The organism is Nonomuraea sp. LP-02 (genome assembly GCF_036289125.1).
In the GTDB taxonomy this organism is placed as follows: domain Bacteria; phylum Actinomycetota; class Actinomycetes; order Streptosporangiales; family Streptosporangiaceae; genus Nonomuraea; species Nonomuraea bangladeshensis.
In genome coordinates this window covers 7,443,616-7,456,666 of record NZ_JAXCLK010000001.1, presented here as the reverse complement: position 1 = coordinate 7,456,666, position 13,051 = coordinate 7,443,616, and the positions used below count along the sequence as shown (strand labels likewise).

Annotated in this window: 11 protein-coding genes; 1 reads left to right on the top strand and 10 read right to left on the bottom strand. The window is 73.6% G+C overall.

Features of this window, described 5'->3' with window-relative positions:
* Positions 1-20: 20 nt before the first annotated feature.
* The 7 genes from SMD20_RS35040 to SMD20_RS35010 are packed head-to-tail and all read right to left on the bottom strand — an operon-like array spanning position 21 to position 6,431.
* Positions 21-1,286 (bottom strand): caspase family protein, encoded by a 1,266-nt coding sequence (locus SMD20_RS35040; RefSeq protein ID WP_329589534.1) that lies wholly within the window; start codon positions 1,284-1,286, stop codon positions 21-23.
* On the bottom strand, positions 1,283-1,630 hold the full coding sequence (locus tag SMD20_RS35035; protein ID WP_329589533.1) for an effector-associated constant component EACC1: 348 nt from the start codon (positions 1,628-1,630) through the stop codon (positions 1,283-1,285). The genes SMD20_RS35040 and SMD20_RS35035 overlap by 4 nt, the downstream gene beginning before the upstream one ends.
* A gap of 32 nt (positions 1,631-1,662) precedes the next feature.
* A complete protein-coding gene (locus SMD20_RS35030; RefSeq protein WP_329589531.1) occupies positions 1,663-2,733 on the bottom strand; it encodes a VWA domain-containing protein in 1,071 nt (356 codons plus the stop codon).
* Positions 2,734-3,699 (bottom strand): vWA domain-containing protein, encoded by a 966-nt coding sequence (locus SMD20_RS35025; RefSeq protein ID WP_329589530.1) that lies wholly within the window; start codon positions 3,697-3,699, stop codon positions 2,734-2,736. It lies immediately after the preceding gene.
* A 16-nt stretch (positions 3,700-3,715) separates the two neighbouring features.
* Positions 3,716-4,600, bottom strand: coding sequence for a DUF58 domain-containing protein (locus SMD20_RS35020; protein ID WP_329589528.1), 885 nt, complete (start codon positions 4,598-4,600; stop codon positions 3,716-3,718).
* Between the two features lie 4 nt (positions 4,601-4,604).
* Positions 4,605-5,594 carry an AAA family ATPase gene (locus tag SMD20_RS35015; protein WP_329589526.1) on the bottom strand — a complete coding sequence of 330 codons (990 nt, stop codon included), beginning with the start codon at positions 5,592-5,594 and terminating at the stop codon, positions 4,605-4,607.
* Positions 5,595-5,615: 21 nt separating this feature from the next.
* A complete protein-coding gene (locus SMD20_RS35010; RefSeq protein WP_329589524.1) occupies positions 5,616-6,431 on the bottom strand; it encodes a S1C family serine protease in 816 nt (271 codons plus the stop codon).
* A 98-nt stretch (positions 6,432-6,529) separates the two neighbouring features.
* Between SMD20_RS35010 and SMD20_RS35005 the strand changes: the two genes are divergently transcribed.
* A complete protein-coding gene (locus tag SMD20_RS35005) occupies positions 6,530-6,919 on the top strand; it encodes an RNA-binding S4 domain-containing protein (RefSeq protein ID WP_329589522.1) in 390 nt (129 codons plus the stop codon).
* A gap of 6 nt (positions 6,920-6,925) precedes the next feature.
* On the opposite strand, the gene SMD20_RS35000 is transcribed toward SMD20_RS35005, so the two are convergent.
* Genes SMD20_RS35000 through SMD20_RS34990 form a run of 3 tightly spaced genes read right to left on the bottom strand, consistent with a single transcriptional unit; the run spans position 6,926 to position 13,049 of the window.
* Positions 6,926-8,137, bottom strand: a complete 1,212-nt coding sequence (locus SMD20_RS35000; RefSeq protein WP_329589520.1) for a DUF1266 domain-containing protein — start codon at positions 8,135-8,137, stop codon at positions 6,926-6,928.
* A 23-nt stretch (positions 8,138-8,160) separates the two neighbouring features.
* Positions 8,161-11,976, bottom strand: coding sequence for a type I polyketide synthase (locus SMD20_RS34995; RefSeq protein ID WP_329589518.1), 3,816 nt, complete (start codon positions 11,974-11,976; stop codon positions 8,161-8,163).
* A gap of 29 nt (positions 11,977-12,005) precedes the next feature.
* Entirely contained in the window at positions 12,006-13,049 is a 1,044-nt protein-coding gene (locus tag SMD20_RS34990) for a ketoacyl-ACP synthase III family protein (RefSeq protein ID WP_329589516.1), read from the bottom strand.
* Positions 13,050-13,051 lie beyond the last annotated feature (2 nt).

Here is a 13,051-nt window from a genome sequence, read left to right as displayed (position 1 = left end):
CGATTCCCCCGTCGGTCGCGTCACTGCGCGGCGCGGAGCGTCCGGAGGGCTCGTTCGCACACGGCATGCCAAACGTCCGCGCCTCGAATGCGGACCAGCACGCTGGCGACCACTTTCTCGTCACATGAGCTTCCGTGCCATGAGCACTTTCCCTGGATCGCCCGCGACCCTCCCGTGTGGTAGCGGGGGTCGAAGTCGTGCACCTCCACCAGCCGGGATTTCATGGCGGTCACCGGCCGGTCGGAGGGGACGTAGCCGTACTCCTTGAGACGTGCCCGCGCCCGTTCCCGCTCGTCGTCGGTGAACAGGGATGCGAATTTGCTCTGCAGGATGACCGCTTCCACGGTGAGGTCGAGACGTCCGCGTTCCCACAGCGCGGTGAATCCGTCGGAGACGCGGGAGGCGTTCAACAAGTGCCGGGCGGTGGCCAGGCCGCCGCGCTGGTTGAGCATCTCCAAGAAGTAGGTCGCGGAGTAGCGGGCCTCCGTCTTCGCACGCCTGTAGACGTCGATCATGGCGGCCTCGAATTCCCGCTCCGGATCTGTCAGCGTGGCATGGGCGCGGTTGCGGACCAGGGTCAGCCGGCCCGCGGTGTTGCGGTCACGCTTCTGCGGCAGCGGACGCCCTTTGTCACGCATGGCGGCGCGGACGTGGTTGTAGATGGTGTCCAGGTCCAGCAGGGGGCCGTGTCCCTGGATCCCGTTCTGGAAGATCCCCAGCAGCTCGGCGGTGAAGGCGGTGTGCGGCTCGCCCATGGGCGCGAGGGCCTTCTGGTTCTCCGCCGTCGCGGCGAGCACGTAGGTGCCCTCGGTGCTGGCCTCGTCGATGGCGGCCGTGACGGGGTCGGCCATGGTGCCCAGTGCCCGCCCGCTGTGGCAGCAGTCGAGGATGACGATCCTGCGGGTCGCGCGGCTGTCCAGCAGAGCGTCCCTGACATGGGCGTAGGAGACGGCTGTGTACGGGCGCTGCGCGTCGGATCCCACCAGGGCCAGGTGCAGCTCTCCGCGCCGGGGATCGGTAAGTCCGTGGCCCGCGTAGTAGAAGACCAGGGTGTCGGTGGCCTCGTCCGCGGCCCGCACCACGGGGTCCAGCAGGTCCGCGCCGGTCACCGGGTCGGCCACGATGGTCACGTGTTCGGCGGGAAGCCCCCAGACCTCCTCGGCGGTCAGAACGTCAGCGAGGGACAGGAGGTTGTCCTCCACCGACGCGAGGGCGGGGAGGAAGTCGTAATGCGCCGTCCCGATCAGCACGACCCTGGAGAGGGCGGGATCCGGGACCCTGCTCATGGCCGCTTGGATTCGAGCGCTCGGACGATCTTCTCGACCGTCTCGGGGTCGCCGTCCGCCAGGACGATCTTCGTCCCGTCGTGCTCGATGGTGACGGACGGTTTCGCCGGTCGCGTGGCACGCCAGGCGACATAGGCGAGCGCGAAGTTGAGTGCCTCGAAACCGCTGTCGACGATCAGTTCGATGACGTCCAGCGCGGAGCCCATCTCCCCGTCCTGGACGGGCGGTCCGCCCAGTCTCACGCGCGCGTGCCTGCGCACCTCCGGGTCGTCCAGCAGCCATTGGCGAAGGGACTGTAACTCCTGCTCGGAATGATCACCGTCGAATCGCATGCGGATGGACATCCTGACCCTCCTCAACGTCATGACCACATTACTCACCGGATCGGCGTACGAGGGCGGTTCCACCACAGGGAGAGGGACAGGGCCGTGACGACGAAGAGGGCGCCGCCGCCGGCGAAGAACGGGGCCGTGTCCACCCGCTCGCGGATCACCTGGAAGGAGCCGGGCAGGGAGTCGAGGGCGTCCTGGAGCTGGTCGGCGTTCTCGGCGCGGTGGTACGCGCCGCCGGTCGTCCTGGCGATCTCCTTGAGTGCGGGCTCGTCGATCGAGCGCATGTTGCGGCCGCCCCGGTCGAAGCCGCCCCGGCCGCCGCCCCAGCCGCCCCAGCCGCCGAAGCCGCGGCCGTCGACCTGGGAGTTGTCGCAGACCATCGGAGCCGGGGTCGTGGTGCCGAAGCCGATGGGGAAGACGCGTACCCGGCGCAGCGCCGCCTCCTCGGCGGCGGTCTCCGGGTCGACGCCCTGGGTGTTGGCGCCGTCGGTGAGTACGACGATGGCGGCGCCGGCGTAGCCCGAGTCCGCGCCGCCGCCGGCGGTGGCGTTCGCGCCTGTGGGCGGGACCGACGGGTCGACCTCGGCGATCGCGTCGATCGAGGCGAGCATGGCCTGGCCGATCGCGGTGCCGCGGGCGACGGTGAGGCCGTCCAGCGCCTCGATCAGCTCGTCGGTGTCGTCGGTGGGCGGCACGAGCAGGCCCGCCGAGCCGGCGAAGGTGACCAGGCCGATCCGGGGCCCGCCGCGCTGCGACTCGATGAAGTCCGCGGCGGCCTTGCGGGCGGCGGTGAGGCGGTTGGGGTCGACGTCCGTGGCGCACATGGAGGCGGAGGTGTCCAGGGCGAGCATGATCGTCGCCGACCTCATCGGCACCGCCACCGACGCCTGCGGGCGCGCGGCCCCGACCGCGAGCAGCACGAGCCCGGCCACGAACAGCGCCGGCGGGATCCGCCGGGTCCAGCGCGTACGGCCGGGCAGCGCGGCCCGTACGAGCGCGATCGAGGTGACCCGCACCGCGACCCGCCGCCGGCGGCGCAGCGCCCACCACCGGATCGCGAAGATCAGCGGCACGACCAGGACCGACAGCAGCGCCCACGGCCACGAGAACGTCATTCAGATCACCCGCCCCGACCGGAACACGGTGAGCGCCGCTCCCCCGGTGAGCAGCGCGAGGGCGAGCCCGATCAGCCCGCCGGCGAGCGGCAGCGGCTCGTCCGAGACGGTGACCCGCAGGTCGATCGTGTCGGCGATGCCGTCGAGCCGCGCGGCGTCGGAGGCGGGATGGTAGGCCCCGCCGGTGGTCTCCGCGATCCAGGTCAGGACGTCCTCCTCCAGCGCGGTGTGCAGGCGGAAGCCGTCCACGCTCACCGTCGCCCCGGCCGTGGTGCCGACCCCGACGGTGTGGATGTGGACGCCCGCCTTCTGGGCCGTCTCGGCGGCGCGTTCGATGTCGCCGCCCCGGTTCTGGCCGCCCCGGTTCTGGCCGTCGGTGAACATCACGATCGTCGCCGACGGCCAGTAGCCGAGGTCGGGGATGGCGCCGTCGGGGTCGGCGGGCACCTGCTTGCCGGTGATCGCCGTGAGCGAGGCCCTGATGGCCGTCCCGAGCGCGGTGCCGCCGGTGATCTTCAGCCGGTCGACGGCCTTGAGCGCGACGGAGTGGTCGGCGTCGGGGCGGGCGGTGGTGCGCGCGCCCTGTTCGAAGGTGACCACGCCGATGTCGACGGTGTCCGGCTGCGCCTCGATGAACGCGCGGGCCGCCCGCTGCGCCGCGGCCAGCCGGTTGGGGGCGACGTCGTCGGCACCCATGCTGCTGGAGACGTCCATGGCGAGGATGACGGTGCCCGCGGTGCGCGGGACCGGCACCATGGCCGCCGGCCCGGCGGCGGCGACCGCGAGCACGCCGACGCCGGCGATCGTCAGGCCGGTCCCGAGCGACGCCCGCCGCCCGCCGAGCATGGTGACGCCGGCCGCGGCGAGCGCCCTCGTTCTGCGGCGGCCCAGGACGACGGCCGCCCAGACCAGCGCGGCCGTGACGAGCAGCCCGGCGACCAGCAGCAGCGGCGAGGAGAGCGTCATGATTCCCCGTCCCGGGTCATGGCTTCCGGCCCCCCGTGCCGGCGACGACCTCGACCAGTGCCTCGCCCAGGTCGCGGTCCGTGTCGACGCGGTGGACGGGCACCCGGGCCCGGCGCATCCCGGCCGTGAGCCGGGACTCGCGGTCCTCGACCGCCTCGCGCAGGCGCGACCGCAGCAGCGGGTCGGCGGAGTCGACGACGAGCTGCTCGCCGGTCTCGGCGTCCTCGACCACGATCAGCCCGGCCTCGGGCAGCACGTCGTCGGCGGCGTCCACGATCCGCAGGGCGACCACCTCGTGCCGGCGGGCCAGGCGTTGCAGCGAGCGTTCCCAGTCGCCGTCGCCGATGAAGTCCGACAGCACGACGACGAGCGCGCGGCGGCGGGCGAGCCGCCCGGCCGCGTCCAGCATCGCGGCCAGGTCGGTCGTAGCGCCGCCAGAAGCGGCGGCGGTGCGCTCCAGCTCGGCGGCGATCCGCAGCGCGTGCCGCCGGGACGTGCCGGGCGGCACGACCCGCACCATCCCGGTGTCGTACAGCAGCGCGCCGACCCGGTTGCCGCCCCTGCCGAACAGCCGGGCGAGGACCAGCGCGAGCTCGGCGAGCACGTCGTGCTTGCCGCGCCCCGGCCGGCCCGCCGCCATGGACGCCGACCGGTCGAGCACGAGCCACACCGTCAGCTCGCGGTCCTCGGTGAACACCCGCAGCTGCGGCTCGTCCAGCCGGGCGGTGACGTTCCAGTCGATGTGCCGGGCGTCGTCGCCCTCGGTGTACGCCCGCAGCCCCGTGAAGTCGATGCCGGAGCCGCGGTGCGCGGTGCGGTGTGCGCCCTGGAGCCGGCCGTCCAGCCTGCGGACGACCTTCCACTCCAGGCGGAGCAGGAGTCTCTCGGGGGCGGTGGCCATGACGTTATCGGTTCTGCAGGACGACGTCGGGCGCGCGGACGGACCCGAGCACCCTGGCGATGATCGTGTCGGCGTCCACGTCGTCGGCCAGGGCCTCGTACGACAGCACGAGGCGGTGGCGCAGCACGTCCAGGGCGAGCTCCGACAGGTCGTGCGGCAGGACGTAGTCGCGTCCGCGCAGGAACGCCAGCGCCCGCGCGCCCGTGACGAGCGCGATCGACGCCCGGGGGCTCGCCCCGTGGGTGACGTAGTGCTCCAGCTCGCCGAGCCCGGCCATGGCCGGGGAGCGGGTCGCGGCGACCAGTCGTACGGCGTAGTCGACGACGGCCGGATCGACGTACACCTGCCTGGCCCGCTCGCGCATCGCCATCAGGTCCTCGGTCGTCACCATCGGCTGCGGCGGCTCGGGCGGGCGCAGTGCCCGCTGGACGATCGCCTGTTCCTCGGGCTGCGTCGGGTAGTCGACGACGACCTTCATCATGAACCGGTCGACCTGGGCCTCGGGCAGCGGGTACGTCCCCTCCGACTCGATCGGGTTCTCCGTGGCCATGACCAGGAACGGCTCCGGCACCCGGAACGTCTCCCGCCCGATCGTCACCTGGTGCTCCTGCATGACCTCCAGCAGGGCGCTCTGCACCTTGGCCGGGGCGCGGTTGATCTCGTCGGCCAGCAGCAGGTTCGCGAACACGGGGCCGAGCTCCGTCCTGAACTCCCCCGAGTGCTGGTGGTAGACGCGGGTGCCGACGAGGTCGGCGGGCACCAGGTCGGGGGTGAACTGCACGCGCTGGAACTTGCCGGCGATCGCGGCGGCCAGCGACCGCACGGCGAGCGTCTTGGCCAGGCCGGGCACGCCCTCCACCAGCAGGTGACCGTCGGCGATCAGCGCGACGGCCATGCGCTCCAGGAGCAGGTCCTGGCCGACGATCGTGCGTTTGACCTCGTACAGCACCTGTTCGAGCGGGTGGCCGTGGCCCGGTCCTGGGGGTTTCGTCATACGGGGTTCCTTCTCATCAGGTCAGATGGCGCCCATCGAGTCGCCGGGCCCGTCGCCGTCGCCGCCGCCCAGAGCCGCCCCGATCGGCACCGCGAACGCGATCCCGGCGAACGCCTCGTCGCCGCCCGGGTCGGCGATCGACACGACGACGCCGATGACCAGGCCGCGGGCGTCCAGCAGGGGGCCGCCGGAGCTGCCCGGGTTCACGGAGGCGTCGAACTGGATGAGCCCCTTCAGGTTGCTCCCCTTGGCGGCGCCGCCGGTGCTGCGGTTCAGTCCGGACACGACGCCGGTGGAGACGCTGTAGGTCAGGCCGAGCGGGTTGCCGATTGCGACGACGGACGCGCCCACCTCCACGCCGCCGCCGAGCGTGGCGGGGACGACGATCTCGGGCAGCTTGGCGGGCTTGAGGGTGGCGACGTCCCTTTCGGGGGCGGAGGAGGCGATGGCGGCCTTCGCCTTGGTGCCGTCGGCGAAGGTCACGGTGACGTCCGCGGCGCCGTCGCCCGCCGCGCCTTTGACGACGTGGTACGCGGTCAGGATCGTGCCGTCCTCGGCGGCGATCACGCCGGTGCCGAGCGACTCGCCCGACCGGATGACCACCACGGAGGGCCCGACCCGCTCGAAGACGTCGGGCACCGTGAGCGACGCGCTCGGCGTCGGCGTCGGGGTCGGCCGGGACGCGGCCTCCTCGCCGCTCCCCCCGCCGCCTCCCAGCCAGTACGCCAGCGCCGCCACGACGACGAGCAGGCCGCCTCCGGCGGCGTACCGCCGAGCCTTCCCGGCCCCGGCTCGCCGAGCCTCGGCCGGATCAGCCTCCTGCGGCGCGTGCTCCATCGCTCCATCGTCATAAAAGTCCGCTCAAAGTGCCACAAACTTCACCTGAGAACTCCATGAGAACCGCTCACGGCCGAGAAGCTGACTAAAGTGGCGAGGTGGCAGGTGAACAAGCCGGCGCTCGGGTGGACAGCTGGATCTGGTCCGTACGCCTGACCAAGACCCGGTCGGTCGCGTCCGACGCCTGCCGGGGCGGTCACGTCCGGATCAACGGGGTGCGCGTGAAGCCCGCGCACGTCGTCAGGGTCGGCGACGAGGTCCGACTGCGGCACGACGGGCACGAACGCGTCGTGATCGTCTCGAAGATCATCACCAAGCGCGTGGGCGCCCCCGTGGCCGCCGAGTGCTACGTCGACAAGAGCCCGCCGCCTCCGCCGCGCGAGCAGGCCGGGCCGGTGGCCGTACGCGACCGGGGCGCGGGCCGCCCCACCAAGCGCGAGCGCCGCAGCATCGAGAAGCTGCTCGGCCGCCGCGGCCGGCCGGAATGAGACCGGTCAGCGGAAGGGGATGTTGACCCACGGGCTGTCCGGGTCGCTGGTCAGGATCCGGTGCGCGTGGAGCATGTCCCCGTACCAGTCGCCGAACTCCTCCTCGTCGAAATGGAGGCAGCGCCCGAGGACATAGGCGGCCGAGAAGTCCTCCCACGAACGGTAGGCGATCCGGCTGAGCTGCCCGGCGCGCAGGACCGCCCGCTCGGCCTCCGCCAGGTCGCAGTAGCGGGCGCCGAGCCCCCAGCGGGCCATCTTCGAGGCGCGTCCGTAGTCCCACGCCTCCACCGAGTGGACGAATCCGTTCGCGGGGAGCAGCCCGTCGGCGCGGAAGCGGGCCTCGTACCGGATGATCCGACCGATGAGCCGCTGCGCTCCGGCGACGTGGGCCTCCGTCTCGGCGTCGGTGTCGCCCGCCGGGAGGCTCCGCAGGACGCGGGAGGTCACCTCGCGCCAATGGGCGACCTCCACCAGGCCGCCGAAGTCACGGGCGAGAGCGCTCCGCACTCCCAGGACCGTCCCCCAGAACGGGCTGCTCATCCGGCAGTCGAGCAGCGCCTCGACGGCGCTCGACCACTCCTCACGGCCGGTGATCCCCCACCACTCCTTGAGCCGCTTCCGCTCGCGTACGTAGCCGGTGCCGTGCCAGCCCATCGCGTTCCAGAGCGAGGCGTTGGCCACGCACAGCAGAGCCCCGCAGGCGAGGCCGTGGGCGACCGGGCCGTGCAGCGGGCCGCCGGTCCACAGCGTGCGCAGGGCGTTCCTGCGGGGGTAGGGGTTGCGGTCGGCGTGCCGGCGCCACACCGACCGGTGCTCGGCGGTCGCGGGGAAGTACGCCTCGCAGGGACTGCCCGGGTTGACGCACAGCCACTCGTCGTCCTGCGGCCAGTTCCTGGCGAGCTCGCCCAGATCGTCCTGGAAGAAGACCGGGTCGGGCGCCGGCGCCGGCAGCATCCCCGCGGTGCGGAACACCAGGACCTTGGTGCCGGGCCGCGCGCCCCAGGACGTGGGGGTGTAGCTGATCCAGCCGGGCCGGGAGTCCGCCGTGGCGCGCGGCATCGCGTGATAGAGGTCGGCGGTGGCAAGGACGTCGAAGTACGCGGCCCAGTCGCCCCGCGTCCTGGCCGCGTACAGGCCGGCTTCGACGTCCGTGGGCGGGCGCCACCCGGGGACAGGTGGCGCCGCCGCACCGGGGCCCATGCCGTTCCACGTCTCCACGCCCCGTGATGTTACAAGCGGGCTCAGCCTCCGATCGCGCCGACAGGCGCGGCGGCCGGCGGCGTGGCGGCCGAGGTGGCCGGGGTGGCGAGGAGGTCCGCCAGGTGGCCGGCGATGGCCGCGATCGTGGGCTGCTGCCACAGGAGGGTCGCGGGCAGCCGGCGGCCGAAGCGCTGCTCCAGACGCCGCCTGACCATGACCGTCATCACCGAGTCCAGCCCCTGCTCCACCAGCGGGCGGCGGACCGCCAGGTCCTCCTGGTCGAGCCGCATCACGGCCGCGATCTCCGCGCGGACCTCGGCCTGGACGCGCTCGCGCAGGTCCTCGGCGGACAGGCCGGCGAACGACTCGGCGGCCTCCCCCAGCTCGTCCTCGGCCGCCGCGGGCGCGTCGATCACCGGGTAGCGGAGCCCGGACAGCCGTCCGACCACACGCCCGCCGGCGTCGGCGATCAGCGCCTGCACCGTGTCCTCGCCCGCAGGATCGACGGCGGCCTCGATGATCACGGTCTCCGGCGGCGCGCCGGTCAGCACCACCTCGTCGATGTGCACGACCATGCGCAGCACCGGGTCGCCGGGGAACACGCACGGGGCGACGGACATCACCGCGTCCATCGCCGCCGCCCACGTGGATTCCTCGCCGGCCGTCCGTACGGTCGCCCGCAGCACCCCGTCCCCGCTCAGCAGCGTGCCGATCGTCCAGTCGAACCCCGTGGAGGGGACGCCGACGGCGGCCAGCCGCCGGTGGACGTACCCGGGGTCGATCGGGGCGAGGCCGGCCGCGTCCGGCAGCGTCCCGGAGAGCGCCTGGGCGGGGCCGCCGACGGACGCCGTCACGTGGACCAGCCAGTTCGGCTCCGGCTCGCCGGGCCCGGCGGGCGTGCGCGAGGCGAGCCTGATCGCGGGAGGCTCGTGCACGACCTGGACCTGCCGCCGTCCCGAGGTCATCAGCGGGTGCGTCATCTCCACGTCGGTGAGCACGGGCAGTTCGCCGGCCGCGTCCAGGAACGTGTTGACCAGCACGGCGGCCGGCACGATCTCGACCCCGCCGACGGCGTGGCTGCCGGGGTAGGGCCGGTTGGCGTCCTCCAGGACGGTCCGCCACATCCGGGCCTGGCTGCCCGCGAGGCTCGTCCCGGCGCCGAGCAGGGTGTGGGAGTCCACGTCGTGGCCCCGGTTCTCGGCGGACCCGGCGGCGGGGTCGCGCCAGTGGCGGCGGCGCTGCCAGGCGTACGGCGGCAGCGGGGCGAGGCCGCCGTCCGGCTGCAGCCGGCTCCAGTCCACCTCGACGCCGGCGCAGTGCGCGCTGCCCACGGCGGCGAGGAAGGCCGCGCGTTCCGGCTGGTTCCTGCGCAGCGAGATGCCGACGAACACGTCCTCGTGCCCGCTCTCCCCGAGCGTCTCGGTCAGGGAGTGCGCGACCACGGGGTGCGGGGAGATCTCCAGGAACGCGCGATAGCCGTCCTCGGCGGCGGCCGTGGCCGCCGCGGCCAGGCGCACCGGGTCGCGGAGGTTCGCCGCCCAGTACGCGGAGTCGAGCACGGGCGTGGACCGGGGATCGGCCAGCGCGGTCGTGTACATCGGGATGCGGGGCGCGCCGAAGGGCAGGTCGGCGGTGACCGCGGCCAGCTCGGCGGCCAGCGGCTCCATCTGCGGGCTGTGGAAGGCGACGTCCGAGTCGACCCGGCGGACCATGATGCCCTCGGCCGGCCACTCCTGCAGCACCTCCTCGACCGCGGCGACGTCGCCGGAGAGCACGGTGGAGCCGGGCGCGGAGGCGATCGCGGCCACGAGGTCGCTCCGCCCGGCCAGCCGCTCGGCCGCCTCCTCGAACGACAGCCCCACCATGGCCATGGCCCCCTTGCCCTCGGCCTGGCGCAGCAGCAGGGAGCGGCGGCAGATCAGCCGCGCGCCGTCGGCGACGCTCATCGCGCCGGCGGTGACCGCCGCCGCGATCTCGCCGACGGAGTGGCCGATGACGGCCGCCGGGGTCACCCCGTGCGCGGTCCAGAGCCTGGCCAGGCCGAGCTGCATCACGAAGATCATGGTCTGGACGCGGTCGATGCCGTCCAGCTCGCCCTCGGCCAGCACCCGCCGGGGGGAGAAGCCGATCTCCTCGGCGAAGATCGGCTCGACCTCGTCGACCAGGGCCGCGAACTCCGGCTCGGTGGCCAGCAGCTCCCGTCCCATGCCGCGCCACTGGCAGCCCTGCCCGGCGAACACCCACACCGGGCCCGGGCCCGGCTCGGGCAGCACGTCCCCGGTGAGCACGGCCTCGGCCGGCAGGTCGCCGGCGAGCCTGCGCAGCCCGTCCGCCAGCTCGTGCCGGTCGGCCGCGAGCACCACGGCCCGGCGGCCCAGGTGGGTACGGCGCACCGCCAGCGTGTGCCCCGCCGAGGCCAGGTCGAGCCCGTCGCCCTGGAGCCGGTCGGCCAGCGTGCCCGCGTACTGCCGCAGGGCGGCCCCCGACGCGGCCGACAGCGGGAACACCCGCAGCCCCGTCCCCTCGCCTCGGGGCGTCTCGGGGGCCGGCGGCGCCTGTTCGATCACGATGTGCGCGACCGTGCCGCCGTAGCCGAAGCTGGAGACGCCGGCCCGGCTGGGGTGGCCGCGATCGGGCCAGGCCGACCGCTTCGTCACGATCTGCAGCCCCGAGGTCTCCCACGGGATGGCCGGGTTCGGGGTGGCCAGCACGCTCGGAGGGATCTCCCCGCGGTCGAGGGCGAGCACCGCCTTGATGACCCCGGCGATGCCGGCGGCCCCTTCGAGATGGCCGATGTTGGACTTGACCGAGCCGATGAGGCACGGATCCTCGGCGGTCCGCCCCGCGCCGTAGACGGCGCTCAGCGCCGCCGCCTCCAGCGGGTCGCCCAGCCGGGTGCCGGTGCCGTGCGCCTCGATGTAGTCGAGCGTGGCCGGGGCGACGCCCGCCTGCCGGCAGGCCCGGCGCATGACGTGCTCCTGGGCCTCCCCGCACGGGGCCATGATGCCGTTGGTGTGCCCGTCCTGGTTCACGGCGCTGCCGATGACCAGCGCGAGGACCCGGTCTCCGTCGCGCCGCGCGTCGGAGAGCCGTTTGAGCACGACCACGCCGCAGCCCTCGCCGCGCCCGTAGCCGTCGGCCGTGGCGTCGAACGACTTGGACCGCCCGTCGGGGGCCAGCGCGCCGGCCGCGCCGAGCGTCACGGTCTGCCCCGGCGTCACCAGCAGGTTGACCCCGCCGGCGAGGGCGACGTCGCTCTCGCCGAGCCGCAGGCTCTGCGCGGCCAGGTGCAGCGCGACCAGCGACGCCGAGCACGCGGTGTCCACGGCCATGCTGGGCCCGCGCAGGTCGAGCGAGTAGGAGACGCGGTTGGCGACGGCGCAGGTCGCGGCGCCGATCCCGGTCCACGCCTCGATCTGCGGCACGTCCTCCAGCAGCATGCCGCCGTAGTCGGCGGTGCAGACCCCGACGAACACCCCGGCGTCGGTGCCGGCCAGCTGGTGCGGCGGCAGGCCGGCGTGCTCCAGGGCCTCCCACGCGGTCTCCATGAGGACGCGCTGCTGCGGGTCCATCAGCTCGGCCTCGCGCGGCGACAGGCCGAAGAACTCCGCGTCGAAGCCCTCGACGTCGCGCAGGAAACTGCCGTGCCGTACGGCGTCCCGCAGCGCGGCGGCGTGCTCGGGCCCGCGGTCCTCGTACGGGCGCCAGCGTTCGGCGGGCAGCGGCCCGGTGGTGTTGCGGCCGGCGCACAGCAGGTCCCAGAACTCGTCCGGTGAGTCGGCGCCGCCGGGGAAGCGGCAGCCGATCCCGATGACCGCCACCGGTTCGGCCTGGACTCCGCTCGGACTGTCGGCCATCGCGTTCTTTTCCCTTCGCTGACTGCGGATCAGGACCATGAGGGCTTGCCGAGGATCTGGATCACGGCGCTGGAGACGGTGACGCCCGGTCCGGTGCCGAGCATCAGCAGGTGGTCGCCGGGGCCCAGCTCCCCGGTCAGGAGCAGCCGGTCGAGGGCGAGGACCTGGTCGCTGGCGCCGCAGTGGCCGATGGTGCGGCCGTAGTCCCAGGTGGAACGGGACATCGGCAGGTCCAGCGCGGCCATGCAGCGCTGCTCGACGATCTCCTCGGAGTAGTTCATGAAGGCCACCCTGGCGAGGTCGCGGGCCTCGACGCCGCTCTCGGCCAGCGTGCGCTCGACGACCTCCATCAGCGCCCGCTGGATCTTGAACAGCGCCGCCGTGCTCTCGCCCTTGGGCATGACCTGCTGCCGGAACTGCTGGTTCCGCGTTTCGAAGCTCATCCGGCGGCCGACGGTGACGCCGGGCGGGAACAGCGGCTCGGTGCCCCGGTGCAGCTCCTCGGCCTCGGGCACGGTGACCGTACAGACCGCCGCGAGGCGGGCGAAACCCTCCTCCTTGGTGAGGACGAGCGCGCTGGCGGCGTCGCCGCCGATGTAGCCGGGGCCCATCCGCCACCGGTCCATCAGCGGGGTGCCGTAGTTGTCGGCGGCCACCAGCAGGGCGGCCTGCCGGCCCGGCGCGGCGGCGAGGTGGCTCGCGGCGAGGTCCAGGGCGAGGAACATGCCGTTGCAGCCCTGCCGGATCTCGGTGGCGAGCACGTCGCCGCCGACCAGGTGGCGTTGCAGGTAGGAGTGCGGCGGCCAGCCGTCCGGGCCCTGGTGCCAGGTGGAGGCGTACAGCAGGAGGTCGAGGTCGCCCGGTGCGCGGCCGCTGCGCTTCAGCGCGCTGCGCGCCGCGTGCAGGGCCATCTCGGGAGCCGGCAGGTCACCGGCGACCGCCGCCCCGGCCAGGTTGTGCAGCTCGGCCTCGTCGGCCGGGTACCAGCCTTTCTGCACGGCCTTCTCGACGCTGACGATCGTGCGGGGGACGAAGGCGCCCACGCCGCTGATGTAGGTGTCCGTCCACTGCATGA

Excerpts from the sequence above, each read along its gene's own strand:
- SMD20_RS34995 (WP_329589518.1), bottom strand. The coding sequence starts at position 11,976 with ATGGCCGACAGTCCGAGCGGAGTCCAGGCCGAACCGGTGGCGGTCATC.
- SMD20_RS35025 (WP_329589530.1), bottom strand. The coding sequence starts at position 3,699 with ATGACGCTCTCCTCGCCGCTGCTGCTGGTCGCCGGGCTGCTCGTCACG.
- SMD20_RS35030 (WP_329589531.1), bottom strand. The coding sequence starts at position 2,733 with ATGACGTTCTCGTGGCCGTGGGCGCTGCTGTCGGTCCTGGTCGTGCCG.
- SMD20_RS35040 (WP_329589534.1), bottom strand. The coding sequence starts at position 1,286 with ATGAGCAGGGTCCCGGATCCCGCCCTCTCCAGGGTCGTGCTGATCGGG.
- SMD20_RS35020 (WP_329589528.1), bottom strand. The coding sequence starts at position 4,600 with ATGGCCACCGCCCCCGAGAGACTCCTGCTCCGCCTGGAGTGGAAGGTC.
- SMD20_RS35015 (WP_329589526.1), bottom strand. The coding sequence starts at position 5,594 with ATGACGAAACCCCCAGGACCGGGCCACGGCCACCCGCTCGAACAGGTG.
- SMD20_RS34990 (WP_329589516.1), bottom strand. The coding sequence starts at position 13,049 with ATGCAGTGGACGGACACCTACATCAGCGGCGTGGGCGCCTTCGTCCCC.
- SMD20_RS35010 (WP_329589524.1), bottom strand. The coding sequence starts at position 6,431 with ATGGAGCACGCGCCGCAGGAGGCTGATCCGGCCGAGGCTCGGCGAGCC.
- SMD20_RS35035 (WP_329589533.1), bottom strand. The coding sequence starts at position 1,630 with ATGTCCATCCGCATGCGATTCGACGGTGATCATTCCGAGCAGGAGTTA.